This is a genomic window from Photobacterium aquimaris, from assembly GCF_002954455.1.
Lineage (GTDB): Bacteria > Pseudomonadota > Gammaproteobacteria > Enterobacterales > Vibrionaceae > Photobacterium > Photobacterium aquimaris.
Window position 1 is genome coordinate 1163147 of the sequence record NZ_MSCC01000001.1, and the last position, 16336, is coordinate 1179482.

Here is a 16336-nt window from a genome sequence, read left to right on the forward strand (position 1 = left end):
CTATAGTTTAGTGTGGTTGATGTTGTCAACCAAATAAAGGAAGGATAGGAGCTACTTAATGGTTAACAACACAACCTTAGATAATTTATTTCAATTGGTGCATGCATTAAAACGGCAATTATATCAACAGATTGAACAGCTAAATCTTGATATTACGCCAATGCATGTACGTGTGATTAAAATAATTAATAACATCACACCATGCACAGCAATCGACATCGCAACAGTATTAGATCGTGACAAAGCACAAATTACACGTTTACTTAGCACGTTAATAGATAAAGGATTTATCAGTAAAGCACCGAACCCAGGAGATAAGCGTAGTTCATACTTGTGCGTGACGAATAGCGGTATGGAAATTATAAAAAAATTAGCGGATATTGATTTTGTGTTGCAGGAAAAAATAACTCACAATGTCAGCGCTGATGAGATTGCACTATTTCAACAACTAGCAAAACAAATGATTCATAATCTTCGTGAGCAATAATCAGCTTGTTGTTGAACGGTAGTCTTTGCATCATACTCAATGTATTTTCAATCACAAATAGCAGATAAATGACTTCTTCATACCATAATATTGATGTGCCTTTTGACTATCGCCATACCTGTTGGTTCTGTGGTGAGCCGTATTTTGACAGTCATGCATTTATGGCTGTTCCAAATTATGATAACCAAACTTTACCGATTATGTTGCCATGTTGCCAAGAGTGCTTTAGTTTTGCCAATGGGTTAAAGGTGAGTAGCTTAGATTTACTGCGTGACAAAGTGAAACAACAGTTACATAAAAAATATCACAAACATTTACAGATTGGTGTTAATTGGACCAAAGAAGAGCTTGAATCGTCTGAAATGGATGGTAAAGCGTTAGAAGGGTTTCGTATTAGCGGATGGAAGATGTTTGAGATAGCTAAAGAGCGAGTGAATTACAGCGGCTGGCCGATTTATATTGATGGGCTACCTTGTTACGATGTAACGACAACATTTCAGTTTGAATATGATGGTATTATTTATACCAGTTTAAATCATGCCGTAACTCAATTAGCAGCTTTATATGCTATTCCACAGCCTTATCTTGAGCAGGTTATTGAGCTGGTTGGGCGTGAAAAAATGACTTATGCCTTACGTTTTTGTAAAATAACTTATGGCTATTCGCCAGCAGAGCGAGAATCAAGTCTAGCAAGTTTACGGGCATTATTAGCAGAAGAACAAGCAAACGCGTTAGCATCTCAACATTCCACAACCGCACAACGTGATATTGCGTTAGCTGATATTAAAGAGTTAATGCTATATCGCACTATGATTTCACCACATGCCATTCATTGGGCGTTAAGTCGTGGTATTCAAACATTAGCGGAACTAGCTGAGTATGAAGAGGTGTTTTTTGAACATTTCGGTAAAGAGTCAGAGCTTACTGCTTTTACTTATTTTAATGGCTTACAAATTTACTTTGAAAAACGCGAATTAGAGCCGTTATGGGCTCAAAATGATGATCCTAATCGAGCGCTATTTCAGTAAAGTAGCAAAATAAAAAAGCCCGCTGTTCTGTTAACGTCTTATGAGTAACGATAGATAAAAGCGGGCTTGTTTGTTTAATTAGCTAGGTGGAGCGATTAATTATGTCGAGCCCATACCATGGTACGACCTTTGTCATCAAAAGCGACCACACTGTAACTATCTTTCTGATCCCCATACTCCATACCGGGTGATCCCATTGGCATTCCGCCTACTGCTAGTCCTTTCATTCGGGTTGGCTTTTTAGCGAGAAAGCGCTTGATGTCAGCCGCTGGAATATGGCCTTCAAAGGTATAGCCTTCAATTTGTGCGGTATGACAAGACGCATATTGAGGTAATACGCCTAGCTTAATTTTTGTTGGTGTTAAGTTTTCTTGGTAAATATTTTCTAATTCAAAGCCGTTATCTTTCATATGCGTTACCCATTCCTTACAGCAGCCACAATATGGTGATAAGTAATTCGTGCCTTTGATAATAGGTGCAATCTCAGCTGTTGCAGTGGCTGAAATAAAAACAGTAAAGGCAAGTAACGTACGTTTGATGATCATAATGACATTCCTAAAATATAACGTGTTTGCACTTTTTTAAGGTAACAGTGCAAGGTTGTAGATGGTGCAAGTTAAGTGTTTAAAGCAGAAATAACACTTATGCCATCGGTGGTTTTAGTAATGGTTCATGGTAATAACGGGTAAGTTGAAACTGCTCATTAATATGACTTTCTGAATGATTGCATGATTGAAAGTTAAAGTTAGGCAGTAGAGCGGGTTGGTGCTGTGATGAACAATCGCTATTACAATCATTGTTGCAATGAGAGTACGTTGAATCAGTAATGATTATAGAGCTAGTTGCGATATTATCAGTGTCATCACAGCAGGTATTATATTCCATACTGCAATGCGACATGGATGTTGGCATTATTTTGGTGGTGTAAGCATACGCTGTATTGGTAAATACAGTTACGATAAGCAAACTATACACAATAAAATATAACCAATGACGTATCATTTTATGCTAACAATCCTAATAATGAGCGAGCATTATAATTTTAATATGCGATTCAACAATAAATAACTTGTAATAAAGTATTAAATTACCACGTGTTGTATTCAGTGCGTGAATAATGTGACACATATTCTTACAGCTAATTTATGGATGAAGGAAATCAATTCGTTTAAATTTACGCTCGCGGAGTGGAATGAATAACGATGGGTTTATTCAATACGTTGAAAGCGTTTAGGAAAGAAAATGGCATATACTGAAACAGATCGTCAAGTTTTGCATGATACATGGATGAGCTACAAAGCAAAAATGCGTATTACTCAAATTGAAATGGCTAAAAAGCTAGGGTTAACGCAACTTGAATTTTCAGACATTTTACGGGGTGATACTGTCATCCAACATCAGTTTGTTAACGAGTTTTGTCGTATTTTAAATATTGATCCAGTGCTAATACTTCCCTCATTACGTGAAGCAGTGCAGAAAGGCACACTCAATCATTCGATCGTAAAAAATACTTTTATATTTGACGGTGAGATTAAAAAAGTTACTTATGAGGGTAATCAACTGGTTGTTGAATATGAACATACTCCAACGGCAAGTTAACGATAGTCCATGATATTAAGGTTATAAATATAAACCTATAAAAAGGCTCATCTTATTATTGTGATGAGCCTTTTTAAATAGCTATAACGTTAGATTATTTTTTTTTCTTAGCATGTTCATCCCATTCAGGGATAAAGAAATATAGTATAGCAGCTGAAAGTATTGAGCCCATGACATCAGAAGGGAAGTGCATACCTAGCCATAAACGGCTAATACCAACCCCTGTGGCCCAAATGACTAATCCACCAGCAACTAAATAATTACCTCTACGAATAAAGAACCCACCCCAGAAAAGCACACAGATAGCAGCAAAAATAGTATGGCCTGAAGGGAATGAATAGTTGGTTTCACCTTCCCAACTGCGTAAGCGCCAAGGACTAATATATGTTCCAGCTTGTTTCACAATCGTCTCTTTTGCTGCAGAGTCTAATGAATAGAAATTAGCAGGTGAATCAACAAGGTGCAAGGCTTGTAGTTCATAAGTGTATGGACGAGGAATTGCAGTCTCGTGTTTTAATACTGTCTTAGTGACGAAACTTAATACAAGCAGAATACCAAATTGAATCCATATTTTAGTGATGGTTTTTTAGGTAGCTTTAAAAAGACAGGTATAAGACAAAGCAATGCCGCAGTAATAAGGAAAAACGGGCTACCAGCACTGTCTGTTAATAAAGCAAATGATATGCCAGCTGCATTACTTACTGGTGTCGTTAAGGCTGGTATTGGCACTATGTGAATCGCAATAAAAAGCAATATGGCAAATAACGATAATGCAATAAAGTTAGGTAGTTTTTGGGATATAAAAGTCATCATGGAGAAAGTTCAATCTTGTCATTATGTAATTATTAAGTAAGCCATAAAAAAACAAGTTAACTGTCAATAAATTGACATTTTTTCATGGTTTAAAGCTAAACTCTTTTTTCGCATAAATTATACCTAATGTCATTAAGAATATCGTTGAATAACTTATTCTATGCTTATTTGTCAGGAAAGGTTCATATTTCTCATTTTAACAACATAAATAAATCAAATTATAGGTGAATAATTAACAGAATATTAGGTTAACAAGGTGTGATTTTTGTAAATTTTTTTGTGGTGTTCTAGTGAACTTTCTCAAATTGTGAAGGCTGTCACGTGAAATAGAGCAAACATTAAGAAAACTTAATGTTTATCCTAAACTAAGTTTAGCTAACTACTGTATGGTTAGTACATGCTTAAACGACATATGTTGTTTATTAATTTTGATGTGATGACATGGAGAAGGGAATGAGTATTCTTGGACATTTCCAAAAACTCGGAAACGCGATAATGTTTCCTATCGCAGTATTGCCCATTGCTGGTATTTTATTGCGTATTGGACAACCCGATCTACTAAATATACCTTTTATTGCAGCAGGCGGTCAGGCAGTTTTTACTAACCTAGCACTGTTATTTGCAATGGGTGTTGCAGGTGGTTTCTCGAAAGATAACTCAGCAGCAGCAGCAATAGCCGCAGCAGTTGGTTACTTCATTATGATGGCTGCAATTAAAACCCTTAATGCTGATGTCGATCCTGGTGTCGCTGGCGGTATTATTATTGGTGTGTGTGCGGGTCTATTGTATAACCGTTTCCACGCAATTAAATTACCAGAGTTCCTTGGCTTCTTTGGTGGTAAGCGTTTTGTTCCTATCATCACAGGTTTAGTTGCATTGGTGCTTGCTTTTGCATTTAGCATTGTATGGCCTCCTGTGCAAGATGCTATCAACCATTTAGGTAAGTGGATTCTTACCAGTGGTGTTCCTGGTGAGTTTGTATATGGTGTTGCTAACCGTCTATTGATTCCACTTGGTTTGCACCACATTCTAAACAGTATGGTTTGGTTTGTGTTTGGTAACTACACAGATCCTGCTACTGGTCAGGTTGTTACGGGTGAAATCTCACGTTTCTTTGCTGGTGACCCATCTGCAGGACGTATTTTAAGTGGTTTCTTCCCAGTGGTAATGTTTGGTCTTCCAAGTGCAGCATTAGCATTTTATGTAACTGCTAAGAAAGAGAATAAGAAAGTCATTGGTGGTATGTTATTGAGCGTTGCATTAACTGCATTCTTAACAGGTATCACTGAACCAATCGAATTCATGTTTATGTTCCTAGCTCCTGGATTGTATGTTGTACATGCTATTCTAATGGGCCTTAGTATTGTTGTTGCATCAATGCTTAACATTCACATGGCGTTTAGTTTCTCATCAGGCTTGATAGATTATATTCTTAACTACAATGCGCCAGCTGCGCATAACTCATGGATGATTATTCCAATGGGTCTAGTTGTTGGTGTAATTTACTTCGTGATCTTTGTTAGTGCGATTAAGATGTTTGACCTTAAAACACCTGGCCGTGAAGATGCTCCAGAAGAAGATTCAAACCCAGATTCTGATAGCAAAGTTGATTTAGCTCTACAATACCTAGAAGCACTAGGTGGTAAAGATAATCTAACTGATATCTCTGCATGTATCACACGTCTTCGCTTAGGTATTGTTGATCGCTCAATTATCAATGATGCTAAGCTAAAGCAACTAGGTGCGAAGGGTGTAGTAAATGTAGGCTCAAATAATCTTCAAGTTATTATTGGTCCACAAGCTGAAATTATTGCTAACCAAATGAAAGCACTTTAAGCATCATTGATTAAGCAAAATAAAGTATTCGCGATTTCATAATTTCCCCCTATGGTCGCGTTAAACGGTCTACCTTTGGTAGGCCGTTTTTTTATATCACAACATAAAGGCAATGGCAGAATAATGGTGGTTGGTTACGAATGAGGTTAGCTTGGTATTCTTGTCTTGGGTGTTTAACTACCATACTACTTGCTCAGAGGCATATTACCTCTGAGCAAGTAGATGATTTTCTTTAACTGCGTTTATACTTTTGCAGTCTGCGAGTTATTATTGAGAGATGTTATGTGGTACTGATTCTATCTTATTCCATTGATAGAAATCTTGTTTGTAAGATAGGCTTCCCCATAGCGCGAACGCATTCGCTGTTTTTATTTCGTCATCTGGTAATTCACTTGGTATTAATATGTGACTTGTAGGATCATAGTGAAAGGTCATGATGCCTTTATTTGGCTGGAAAACAATTGCATGGTTGTCATTGTTTAGCCATGCAAAGTTATTATGATATTGCATGACAGCTCTTTGCTTATGTTCTGCAACGTCTTTGGTTAGGTCATGGCCCATCATTGGGTGATTAGCACTGATGCCCGCCATGGATAATAAAGTTGGCGGTAGATCAAGCTGACTTGCTAAACGATTATCTTCATGAGCAGCAACGCCACCACCAAAAATTACGGCTGGAATATGAAAGCAATCTATTGGTACTATTTGATCACCGTAGGCACGTGAATCATGATCAGCAACAAGTACAAAAATAGTATCGTCCCAATAATCTGACTTTTTCGCTTGTTCTAGAAATTGACCAAGAGCAAAGTCTGAATACTTAACAGTATTTTCGCGTGTTGCAGATGGTTGGTTATACGGTTCTATTTTACCTTGCGGATAATCATAAGGTGAGTGGTTTGTTGTTGTAAATACAAGACTGAAAAAAGGCTTATCTTGTTCAGTAAGTAGACTAAATTGTTCATGTGCTTTGTTATAAAGATCTTCATCGCATGCTCCCCATGATCCAATAAACTCTGGATTATGAAACGTAGGTAAATCTTGTATATCAACAAATCCATTACCAAGTAAGAAGCCTTTCATATTATCGAAATGACTTTCTCCCGCGTAGATAAATTGAGTATGGTAATTTTCTGCTTTAAGCGTCTGGGCGATTGAATAAAAGTTATTTTGGCTTTTAGGTAATTTCACCACAGCATTAGCAGGAGTTGGAAAAAAGCCTGTAGTCACAGCTTCAATACCACGAATAGAGCGTGTTCCTGTGGCATATAATCGCGTTAAATTCCAACTTTCTTGCATCAGTTTATCTAGGTTTGGTGTTAGTGGTAGGCCACCTAATCCACCAACAAAGCGAGCGCCAAGACTTTCTTGTAATAAAATTACAATGTTCTTACGTTTCCCTGTAGTACTGGCTTGATGATATGCCAGTGTTGGTAATAATGGCTGGGTGAACGCTGCCACAGTTAATTGGCTGTTATCCTGTATGGTGCGAATAATATCGTCTGTTTTCATGGTTGGGTATATCGTTGATGAATCAACTATTTTTCGCATTAACTTCATTGCGTACAGTACTGAATAGGATGAGTTGAGGGGTAAATCATTCATAAGATTATCGTGTGAAAATGCGATCATAGATGGGTTAATGGCACGATGGCCAAGTGTTGATCGGGCACCTAATATGCATAATGCGACGGTACAAAGTGCTATTATCGGACGCCAATACCAACTAGGGGCCTGGAGGTCTTGAACGAGGTAATTTGAAAAGTTCCAGCCAAAATAAAGCGTTATTAGTGAGATGATAAGCCCAAGCGCTAGCTCAAGTTTGTAGCCAGTCCACATCATGCTCATGACTTCTTTGGGATAAATAAGATACTCGACAAAAAAACGGTTTGGTCGTACATCATATTCTTTAATGAAAAAAGGCGTAGCTGCTTCCATATAAACCAGAAGCCATAAGCCGAATGTGATCCATACTGAAAGTATTATCAACCAAATCTGACTAAGATAAGGTACTCCAATGACGAGTGGTGTAATAAGGCAGGGTAATATCAGTAAATAACACATACTGACGATATCCATTCGTAAACCAGATATAAATATTCTTTTCCAACCTTGAACGTTAGATACACGGTCTTTCTGCCAGATGCATAAAAATATACGTGAAATTGTCAATATAATAATGCCACAAACTAAAAACATTAGTATTGGAAATGTTACGCCAGTCATTTCTTTGACTGGATCTAATCGCGTAAAAAAAGTCATAAATTGGTTATTTAAATTATCTTTGTATTTAGAATGAAATATTTGATTGTTTACCTTAATAAAAGTTCACTTTAATGTAACTTTTATCAATATGATATAAATCATAAAGAGTAAATTATTCACTTTAGACCAATGGCGAAATAATGCTAATTTTGCGTGTTTATATAACAATATTAATGATCAACATCACGGCTTGATATATTAAAAAATGAAGAGGGCCTGTGTATAATGAATAATTCTTATGGGTAGCGTATTAATGAGTAAATAGATCTAGGTATTAAATGAAAATATTAGTAATTGAAGATGATCTAACAACGCGTGAGTTTGTTGCTCGAGGATTACGAGAACATGGGTTTGTTGTAGATGAAGCTGAAGATGGTCATCAAGGACTCATGATGGCAACCAGCTGTGAGTATCAATTAATTGTGTTAGATCGCATGCTTCCACAACTTGATGGCTTAAAGGTTCTTGCTGCGTTGCGCGTCACTGAAAACCAAACACCAGTATTAATATTAAGTGCGATGGACAGTGTTGAAGATCGTGTTACAGGGCTAACAGCAGGAAGTGATGATTATTTAACAAAACCGTTTGCATTAGCAGAGCTTGTTGCGCGCGCTAATATTCTGGTTAAACGAAAGCAAACCGTAGCGACTGTTTCTTCTGAATACAGTTATGATGATTTAAGGTTAGATATTAAATCACACCGTGTATGGCGTGGATCTCGATTGATTAATCTACAGCAGAAGGAATTTTTATTACTGCAATACTTAATGGAACATGTTGAAAGTGTTGTTTCTCGAATGAGCTTGTTTGAATCCGTTTGGAGTTATCATTTTGATCCAAAAACTAACGTGATTGATGTTCATATTGCCAACTTACGTAAAAAATTAGAGTCTGAAGGAGAGCCTAGTTTAATTCATACTGTTCGAGGGGCGGGTTATGTCTTACGCCGGGCCTGAAAACCTGTCGCGATCAACTATTTTTAAAGTGTTGATGTATTTTATTACCTGTGTTGCTTTTATTTTCATCTTATTTATAAATCAGGTAGTGGTTAGTTCAGAGACGTTTTACCATCAACAATTAAAACGTGACTTAGTCAATGAAGCTAATTTGTTTACGATGATGATCAACAAAGGTAATAGCGCCGAACTTTATAAAACGATAACGCAACGTCGCAAAAACAACACCACATTTAGTTATCTTGTAAAGCCAACAAAGCCTGTTATTGATGAAGTGGCGACTTACCCAGCAACAGCATTTATTTTTAGTCGTGGAAAAACAACACAGCTATCTCAAGTGGTAAAGTTACCGCGAGGGATGGAATTAGTGATAAAAATTAATCCGCAATTTATGCAAGCCTATCGCCAGACTGTTATCCCGATGCTACTGTCTGGAATCGCAGTGCCAGTCATTATCATGTTGGCTGGTGCTTCATTATTTGCAATTGTAATTTTAAAGAAGTTGGCTCGTGTTAATCAGGGTATGAATCGAGTTATTTTAGGTGAAAAAGGGGTCAAGCTACCGGTTAGTAGCAATGATGATGAATTTGATGTGTTAACTATTCATCTTAATTTTTTGATTGAACAGGTCGAGAAAAAAGAGGAATCGCTAAAAGCACTTTCTGTTGGCATGGCACATGACTTACGCACGCCTATCGCACGAATGAAATTACGCCTAGAGCGATTGTTAACCCAACCAACTGCACCATATACGGATGAATTAGAAGCTTGTCATGATGATTTAGAAGTATTGTTGAGTATGTTTAATGGCATGCTAGAAATTGCTAACTTAAACAGTGGTAAGCAGCATATTGATAAAGAGTGGGTCGATTTATCTCAAGTATGTCGTGATGTGGTTGAATTTTTATTACCTATCTCAGATGAAAAACAACAGCAACTCATATTTAGAGAAGATCAGCCATACCGATTGCAAGGTGAGCCAAGTTTATTATTTCGAGCGGTCTATAACTTGGTTGAAAATGCGATTAAGTACACACCAGATCACGGTATTATTAATGTCATTGTCGATCATTTTGGTATTGTGGTAACAGATAATGGTATGGGCGTGTCTGATGAAGACAAAGGGCGAATTCGTGAACCGATGTTTCGTGCCGATCGTAGTCGAACCCATCAAGGTTTTGGATTAGGGTTATCGTTAGTGGAAGCCGTAGTTACTCGTCATAATGGTGAATTAGTTTTTAGTGATAATAATCCTGGTTTACGGTCACGATTGTATTTACCACTCGCGTCTGAATTAGTATCAACGGTGGGTGATTAATGACAATTTAGTGTCACCGTTCTAAAATACACCGATACAAAAAAGCCCAATAGATACTTATCAATGCAAAAGATAAGTGCTAATTGGGCTTTTTTATAGAAAATAGATTGGCTATTTAGCTATTAGTCGCATTGAATTTATCTTTACGCTCATTAAAACGTGAAACTAAATCATCAATACCGTCTTGGCAATAAGGCTTTAATCCGCTCATCAGCATACGTTTACTGCCTGTACCGACGATTTCACCATTTTCTTTAAAGCAGAAATGAAGTGTTACGCTACCACGTTTACCTTCAACTTCAATAATAGAGTCAGTTAATTCAACGGTTGGCGCACTAAGATCTAAACGTGTGAAATCAAGTTCCATACATTCATAGATCACTAACGGTCGAGTGGGATTAATCATGATATCTTTTGATTTCATCAAAGGTACCATAATGTGTGGAAAGTTCATTCCTGAAAATTGCACATAGTTTTTAGTAACTTGTGAAATTAACACCTTATCCTTTGTTGTTTCACCGCTGCGTATCACATCCATGTAGACTTTGCCCGTACAGTCGATAACCGCTAGTTCTGTCGGGGATTTGATGTCTATAAGTAGGCAACTTGATTCATTGATCATGCCTGCAAATTCGAAACGCATTTTTTGGCTAAGGCCAACGTTGGCTAGAAGAACCGAAAAAAGCAGATCGCCAGGTACACAAAAACGCTTGTTATCTTCATCATGAAGTGGGTTAAAGTCACCGGCTACACGTTTTGCAAAATGGCTTGCTTGCTCACGAGTAAAAGATAATTCACCGTCGTTATTTGAATAATATGAATCTAAAAACATGTTTACTTATAATACCTAAAAATAAGACTGCCGCTATTCTACAACATAAATATCGCTTTAATGGTCTAGCCAGATGATATTAATGTAAATACATATATTGACGAAATACATACTAATAGTAGTAGACATAAAAAAGCCAAGCAATATGAGCAATGCTTGGCATTATGCCGTCGCTGTTCTATTGGCTAAAAGCGTATATTAAGTGGAATAACAGTCACTTTATCGCCAAGCTGAGCATATTCTTGCTGTGGTGGAATTTCAATTAAGCAATTAGCTTCACTCATTGAGCGTAAAATACCGGAACCTTGTGAGCCAATGGTTTTTACCGACAAGCGGCCATTAGCATCCCAATGGTAATATCCTCGTAGATATTCGGTTCGTCCATTACGAGATCGTAGCGGCTCTGCTGCAATAGCTGTATATGTTTGAGGTTGCCAATTTTGATGGCCTTGTTGTTTGCGAATCGCAGGTTCAACAAATTGTAAAAATGTCACCATGACTGCAACGGGATTGCCGGGTAAACCAAAAAATGGCACATCATTAATATGGCCAAATGCTAATGGACGTCCTGGACGCATATTGATCCGCCAGAAATTAATCTTTCCTAGTTTATCAAGTACGGTTTTAATGTAGTCAGCATCGCCAACAGAAACACCGCCTGATGATAAAATCATATCTGCTTGTTGGCTGGCTTGGCGTAATGTGGCTTCAAGTGCAGTTTCACTGTCTTCAATAATCCCCAAATCAACCACCTCACAACCCAAACCAGTTAATAAGGCAAATAAGCTGTAGCGGTTTGAATCATAAATGCAGTTTTGGCGTTGTGTTTCACCTGGGGCTTGTACTTCATCACCAGTTGAGAAAATAGCAATACGCAAGGGCGCATTGATAGTCAGTGTGCTTAACCCTAGTGATGCGATCATACCAAGTTCTGGCGCGGTGATTGTTTGGCCTTTAGCGACGGCTACTTGGTTAATAGCAAGATCTTCACCTGCTAAGCGAACATTTTGACCCGCTTTAATCGCGCCCATGGTTAGGTTGAACGTGACGGTGTCACCATCTTGTTGTGCTTGTTCACGCATTATAACGGTATCGGCACCTTGAGGAACCGGAGCGCCTGTCATTATACGAACAGCTTCACCTGCTTGTAATGGGTGAGGGTAATGATGTCCTGCAAGAACTTGACCGACAACGGTATAGCTATTTAGCTCAATATCTTCGCTGCGAATAGCATAGCCGTCCATCGCTGAATTAGTATGTTGTGGCACATTTACTGGTGAAAGAATATCTGTATGTACGATATGCCCAAGTGCTTGCTTTAGCGAAACCGTTTGTGGATTATCAACAACTGTTATCTGATCAAGAATGCGTTTTCGACCTTCATCAACCGACAACATCCCTTGTGGTTGAACGTTATCACAACTGACCGCCTTTATTGAGTGCTGGTATGATTGGCGACTGAATTGCACCACAAAATCGGTTAATTGTTCGATATCATCAATGCATATTTGCGGTAAGACTGTGTCTGCTTTGGTGTCACTTGCAATCGCAATGATAGTGTTATCGTCTTGATATAGCCACGGTTTGTTAATGACTTGGCGGTGTAATTCAATTTTTGGGAAGTCGAGTTTTTTAAAGCCTTCGACTAAAATAAGATCGAGTTGAGTTTGATCTAATTGTCGAATTAAAGACGGTAAGCTTGCTTCTGCGGAGGGTGTTTCAGTGATCAATGCGCGACGATAGCGAGAGGAGATAAGCATCTGGTGTGCACCAGCTTTTCTTAATCGATAGCTATCTTTTCCTTGCTGATCAATATCAAAATCATGATGGGCGTGTTTGATTACTGCAATGCGTAGACCACGTTCAACCAATTTAGGTAACATGGCTTCAATAAGGGTTGTTTTACCAGTACCACTAAATGCAGCGAAGCCTAATAAAGGCACAGAGGCGTTAATTTGACTCATGGCGTACTCCAAATTGTGATAATTCCTCAGGGGTATTGAGGTTGATAAAGGCGTCGGCTTGATCACTGAAATCAACCGTAATCATATTACATTGACGATAAAGTAAAATTATCTTGCGATCACCATTAGCTAAAAAGGCTTCTAATTTTGGCAGAATACGACGGTGTAGAAGCGTCACAACGGGTTGAATATAATCGCCATTATGTGCCACTACAATATCTGTATCAGGTTGACATGCTGCAGCCATTCTTGTTACTAAATCAGCAGGTAATTGCGGGCAATCACAAGGTACAAAACCAATCCAGTCATTATCTATATGGTGTAGCGCTGCATGCATACCACCTAAAGGGCCTGGATAATTTTCAATGCTATCGCCAAAAACATCACCATATTGGCGATATAGATCTTGGTTACGGTTTGCGTTGATACTGATATGAGATGTTTGTGGTGCTAGGGTATTAATTACATGTTGAATAAACGGTTGGCCTGCAAGTTCAATCAAGCCTTTATCGTTGCCTCCCATACGGCTGGCTTGGCCACCCGCTAAAATGACCCAATGGGTTTGTTCAGGCGTAGGCATAATTATCCTTATTAGTATCTTTAACGAGTTGGAGTTCGGCTCGTTCAATTAACTGGGTATCATTGATTGTCCATTGGCGGCGACAAAGTGCAGTGAGTGCATTTTGTTGATGACTAGTGATCACTAAACTGGTGCCTCGTGACAATAAATCTTCCGCTAAAATAACTTGGCGATTAATTGACTCTTGATCCATGCTAGCACTAGATTCATCCATTAATAGCACACTGGGTTTAAGTACCCATGCCCGTGCCATTGCGACGCGCTGGCGTTCACCACCAGACAAAACGGACACATGCTCATTAGCAAGGGTTTCAAGGCCGACCATCCGCAAAGCATTAATGGCTTCATTTCGGCGTTTTTGACGATCTTTAATCGCGTATCGTAGCCCATAGCATACATTGTTAAACACTGTTGCATCAAACATATATGGGGTTTGATGGAGGTAGATGATACTCCCTTCATAACAGCCACTAAAGAGGCGTTTAAAAAAAGTATGCTGATGAATATTAATCGTACCGGTGGTAGGTTTTTGTAAGCCAGCTAATACTTTCAATAAGGTTGTTTTGCCAACGCCGTTATCACCCGTTAAATAGATAGCATCTCGTGGTGCTAAATTAAGTTGTGGAATATGAAACAGTAGTCGACTTTTAAAACGAACTGAAAGGTCGAGTGCCTGAATGGATGCATGAGTCATAATTAAGGTCTCGGCTTAGTTAGTTCGCAAATGGGCTTTGCCACGGGCGATAGATAAAATAAAGTTTAGACCTAAGGCTAGAATAAGTAACACCATTCCTAAGGCTACACCTTGAGCAAATGCACCTTTTGAGCTCTCAAGCGCAATTGCTGTCGGGATATTTCGAGTTGAATTTAAAATGTTGCCGCCGACCATCATTGAGCAGCCGACTTCAGTGATCACTCGGCTAAAGGAGGCCACAATGGCTGCAATTAACGGAAAGCGGCTTTCCCACATTAAACTAATTAATGCACGAGGGTAGCTAGATCCTAAGGTGAGTGCTGTTTCCCATGCACGACGATCACTATTTTGAAAGGCAGCATGCATCATCGATACTAAGAGTGGAAAACAGATTAATACTTGGCCTAATATCATCGCTTTTTGGGTAAATAGCATTTGCCAATCACCTAATGGCCCTGCGCGAGATAACAGCATATAAAGCAGTAAGCCAATTACTACTGTCGGGACTGATTGTAAGGTATTCATTAAAGAGAGTATTAACCAACGACCAGGAAATTTTCCGTAAGCTAATGCAAAGGTAATTAATAGTGAGGGAATAAGAACTAAAGTGATAGCAAAAAGAGAAACGGAAAATGATACCCCGACAATGCTCCAGAGTGCGCTATCGCCGCTAAAAAGAAGTTGAGTAGCTTGCTGAGTTGTCTGCCAAATGTTCATGCTAATATTTGCTTTAACCTAAAAAATGCACTGATAATGTCATCATTGATGTTATTAGCACTAAGACTCAATGCGATAACTGTGATCCCGTAATGATTTAGTTTTTTAATAAACCATTACGGGCGAAATATCATATTAAATTAATATATTACCGTTTATAGCGTTTGAGCATCAGCAACGAATAATTGCTTGCCGTGACGTTGGTAATTATTGATTAATTTTTGTGCTTTAGGATTAACTAACCAATCACTGAATGTTTTCGCACCTTGGTAATTAAGATCAGGGTAGCGACTTGGGTTAATCAGAATGACTTGGTAAGGATTAAATAAACGCTTATCACCTTCAACCATGATTTCAAGATCAAGTTTGGTTTCATAGGCTAACCATGTGCCACGATCCGTTAATGTGTAGGCTTGTAATTCTGATGCCATATTCAACGTTGGACCCATTCCTTGACCAACAGCTTTATAGCCACCAAAGTTAGGTTCCATTTTAGTTTGAGCCCAGATATTAAGTTCTTTTTTATTGGTGCCTGAATCATCACCACGAGAAATAAATACGGCATTATCTGCTGCGATTTCTTTTAATGCGTGTACTACGTCTTTATCACCTTTGATTTTAGCTGGATCATTTTTAGGACCAACTAAAACAAAATCGTTGTACATCAAATTACGCGGTAACACCCCAAAGCCTTTCTCAACAAATTGTGCTTCTGATTGTGGTGCGTGAGTCATGACTAAATCAACATCACCATGTTCGCCCATACGCAATGCTTTTCCTGTACCAGCGGCTAATACTTCGACGGTGTAGCCGGTGTCTTTAGTAAAAATAGGTAATAAGTAATCAAGTAACCCTGAGTGATAAGTGCTGGTGGTAGTGGCAAGGCGTACTGTCTTATTTACTGTTGTTTCTGCGGTGGCATAAGCCATTGTTGCCGATGCGCAGCCAAGAATAACTAACGTGGTTTTTAATAAGTTCATCAACGTTCCTGATCGATTAGTTTGGTATAAAAAGTGTTGAAATGGTAAGTCGTTATCTTTGATGCCAAATAAATGCAGCAAAATGACCTATACCATCTTAATAAATAGCGCTGCGCAGCTATAAGCAAATAAAGTGCCACATTTTTAATGTTGATAAACAGGGGTGATTATGTGATTTAGGTATCAAATATTATGTGAAATAGGTTAAAGGTAACCGAAGTTTTACGGAATGATAAAACAGTTTTGACTAAATGATTCATAGTGAGA

17 protein-coding genes are annotated in these 16336 nt (G+C 38.3%); 7 read left to right on the forward strand and 10 right to left on the reverse strand.

Going from position 1 to position 16336, the window contains the following annotated elements; all coding sequences use genetic code 11:
* Positions 1-58: 58 nt before the first annotated feature.
* Both BTN98_RS05085 and BTN98_RS05090 read left to right on the forward strand, forming a co-directional pair.
* Positions 59-487: a MarR family winged helix-turn-helix transcriptional regulator gene (locus BTN98_RS05085; RefSeq protein WP_060998029.1), complete on the forward strand. Its 429-nt coding sequence runs from the start codon at positions 59-61 to the stop codon at positions 485-487.
* A 68-nt stretch (positions 488-555) separates the two neighbouring features.
* Entirely contained in the window at positions 556-1515 is a 960-nt protein-coding gene (locus BTN98_RS05090) for a hypothetical protein (protein ID WP_060998030.1), read from the forward strand.
* A 95-nt stretch (positions 1516-1610) separates the two neighbouring features.
* Here BTN98_RS05090 and BTN98_RS05095 read toward each other — a convergent pair whose 3' ends face one another.
* On the reverse strand, positions 1611-2054 hold the full coding sequence (locus tag BTN98_RS05095; protein ID WP_412779403.1) for a DUF411 domain-containing protein: 444 nt from the start codon (positions 2052-2054) through the stop codon (positions 1611-1613).
* Between the two features lie 103 nt (positions 2055-2157).
* Positions 2158-2517, reverse strand: coding sequence for a hypothetical protein (locus BTN98_RS05100; RefSeq protein ID WP_060998032.1), 360 nt, complete (start codon positions 2515-2517; stop codon positions 2158-2160).
* 240 nt (positions 2518-2757) lie between these two features.
* On the opposite strand from BTN98_RS05100, the gene BTN98_RS05105 reads away from it, so the two are divergent.
* Positions 2758-3114 carry a helix-turn-helix domain-containing protein gene (locus BTN98_RS05105; protein WP_060998033.1) on the forward strand — a complete coding sequence of 119 codons (357 nt, stop codon included), beginning with the start codon at positions 2758-2760 and terminating at the stop codon, positions 3112-3114.
* Positions 3115-3208: 94 nt separating this feature from the next.
* On the opposite strand, the gene BTN98_RS05110 is transcribed toward BTN98_RS05105, so the two are convergent.
* The gene (locus BTN98_RS05110; protein WP_338090210.1) at positions 3209-3694 is read right to left on the reverse strand and encodes a phosphatase PAP2 family protein; all 486 of its coding nucleotides are present in this window, start codon (positions 3692-3694) and stop codon (positions 3209-3211) included.
* Between BTN98_RS05110 and BTN98_RS20780 the strand changes: the two genes are divergently transcribed.
* Both BTN98_RS20780 and nagE read left to right on the forward strand, forming a co-directional pair.
* Positions 3674-3850 carry a hypothetical protein gene (locus BTN98_RS20780; RefSeq protein WP_338090199.1) on the forward strand — a complete coding sequence of 59 codons (177 nt, stop codon included), beginning with the start codon at positions 3674-3676 and terminating at the stop codon, positions 3848-3850. The genes BTN98_RS05110 and BTN98_RS20780 overlap by 21 nt on opposite strands.
* A 530-nt stretch (positions 3851-4380) precedes the next feature.
* The gene (gene nagE, locus BTN98_RS05115; RefSeq protein WP_060998035.1) at positions 4381-5763 is read left to right on the forward strand and encodes an N-acetylglucosamine-specific PTS transporter subunit IIBC; all 1383 of its coding nucleotides are present in this window, start codon (positions 4381-4383) and stop codon (positions 5761-5763) included.
* A 267-nt stretch (positions 5764-6030) separates the two neighbouring features.
* On the opposite strand, the gene BTN98_RS05120 is transcribed toward nagE, so the two are convergent.
* A complete protein-coding gene (locus BTN98_RS05120; protein ID WP_060998036.1) occupies positions 6031-8025 on the reverse strand; it encodes an LTA synthase family protein in 1995 nt (664 codons plus the stop codon).
* A 281-nt stretch (positions 8026-8306) separates the two neighbouring features.
* On the opposite strand from BTN98_RS05120, the gene BTN98_RS05125 reads away from it, so the two are divergent.
* Complete coding sequence (locus tag BTN98_RS05125) at positions 8307-8984, forward strand: winged helix-turn-helix domain-containing protein (protein ID WP_060998037.1); 678 nt, start codon at positions 8307-8309, stop codon at positions 8982-8984.
* Complete coding sequence (locus BTN98_RS05130) at positions 8965-10302, forward strand: sensor histidine kinase (RefSeq protein WP_060998038.1); 1338 nt, start codon at positions 8965-8967, stop codon at positions 10300-10302. Before BTN98_RS05125 ends, BTN98_RS05130 begins: the two co-directional genes overlap by 20 nt.
* 115 nt (positions 10303-10417) lie before the next feature.
* Here the strand turns inward: BTN98_RS05130 and BTN98_RS05135 are convergent, their stop codons facing one another.
* The 6 genes from BTN98_RS05135 to BTN98_RS05160 form a co-directional block, all read right to left on the reverse strand.
* A complete protein-coding gene (locus BTN98_RS05135; protein WP_060998039.1) occupies positions 10418-11134 on the reverse strand; it encodes a DUF3581 domain-containing protein in 717 nt (238 codons plus the stop codon).
* 185 nt (positions 11135-11319) lie between these two features.
* Positions 11320-13098 (reverse strand): bifunctional molybdopterin-guanine dinucleotide biosynthesis adaptor protein MobB/molybdopterin molybdotransferase MoeA, encoded by a 1779-nt coding sequence (locus BTN98_RS05140; RefSeq protein WP_060998040.1) that lies wholly within the window; start codon positions 13096-13098, stop codon positions 11320-11322.
* Positions 13085-13678 carry a molybdenum cofactor guanylyltransferase MobA gene (mobA, locus tag BTN98_RS05145; RefSeq protein ID WP_060998041.1) on the reverse strand — a complete coding sequence of 198 codons (594 nt, stop codon included), beginning with the start codon at positions 13676-13678 and terminating at the stop codon, positions 13085-13087. Before mobA ends, BTN98_RS05140 begins: the two co-directional genes overlap by 14 nt.
* Positions 13665-14372 (reverse strand): ATP-binding cassette domain-containing protein, encoded by a 708-nt coding sequence (locus BTN98_RS05150; protein WP_060998042.1) that lies wholly within the window; start codon positions 14370-14372, stop codon positions 13665-13667. The genes mobA and BTN98_RS05150 overlap by 14 nt, the downstream gene beginning before the upstream one ends.
* Positions 14373-14387: 15 nt before the next feature.
* The gene (locus BTN98_RS05155) at positions 14388-15089 is read right to left on the reverse strand and encodes an ABC transporter permease (protein WP_060998043.1); all 702 of its coding nucleotides are present in this window, start codon (positions 15087-15089) and stop codon (positions 14388-14390) included.
* Between the two features lie 155 nt (positions 15090-15244).
* Complete coding sequence (locus BTN98_RS05160) at positions 15245-16018, reverse strand: ABC transporter substrate-binding protein (protein ID WP_231730688.1); 774 nt, start codon at positions 16016-16018, stop codon at positions 15245-15247.
* Positions 16019-16336 lie beyond the last annotated feature (318 nt).

Bases quoted from the DNA above. Each gene is read 5' to 3' on its own strand.
- BTN98_RS05085 (WP_060998029.1), top strand. From the start codon at position 59: ATGGTTAACAACACAACCTTAGATAATTTATTTCAATTGGTGCATGCA.
- BTN98_RS05135 (WP_060998039.1), bottom strand. From the start codon at position 11,134: ATGTTTTTAGATTCATATTATTCAAATAACGACGGTGAATTATCTTTT.
- nagE (WP_060998035.1), top strand. From the start codon at position 4,381: ATGAGTATTCTTGGACATTTCCAAAAACTCGGAAACGCGATAATGTTT.
- BTN98_RS05150 (WP_060998042.1), bottom strand. From the start codon at position 14,372: ATGACTCATGCATCCATTCAGGCACTCGACCTTTCAGTTCGTTTTAAA.
- BTN98_RS05160 (WP_231730688.1), bottom strand. From the start codon at position 16,018: ATGGCTTATGCCACCGCAGAAACAACAGTAAATAAGACAGTACGCCTT.
- BTN98_RS05120 (WP_060998036.1), bottom strand. From the start codon at position 8,025: ATGACTTTTTTTACGCGATTAGATCCAGTCAAAGAAATGACTGGCGTA.
- BTN98_RS05105 (WP_060998033.1), top strand. From the start codon at position 2,758: ATGGCATATACTGAAACAGATCGTCAAGTTTTGCATGATACATGGATG.
- BTN98_RS05130 (WP_060998038.1), top strand. From the start codon at position 8,965: ATGTCTTACGCCGGGCCTGAAAACCTGTCGCGATCAACTATTTTTAAA.
- BTN98_RS05125 (WP_060998037.1), top strand. From the start codon at position 8,307: ATGAAAATATTAGTAATTGAAGATGATCTAACAACGCGTGAGTTTGTT.
- BTN98_RS05140 (WP_060998040.1), bottom strand. From the start codon at position 13,098: ATGAGTCAAATTAACGCCTCTGTGCCTTTATTAGGCTTCGCTGCATTT.
- BTN98_RS05155 (WP_060998043.1), bottom strand. From the start codon at position 15,089: ATGAACATTTGGCAGACAACTCAGCAAGCTACTCAACTTCTTTTTAGC.
- BTN98_RS05100 (WP_060998032.1), bottom strand. From the start codon at position 2,517: ATGATACGTCATTGGTTATATTTTATTGTGTATAGTTTGCTTATCGTA.
- BTN98_RS05090 (WP_060998030.1), top strand. From the start codon at position 556: ATGACTTCTTCATACCATAATATTGATGTGCCTTTTGACTATCGCCAT.
- mobA (WP_060998041.1), bottom strand. From the start codon at position 13,678: ATGCCTACGCCTGAACAAACCCATTGGGTCATTTTAGCGGGTGGCCAA.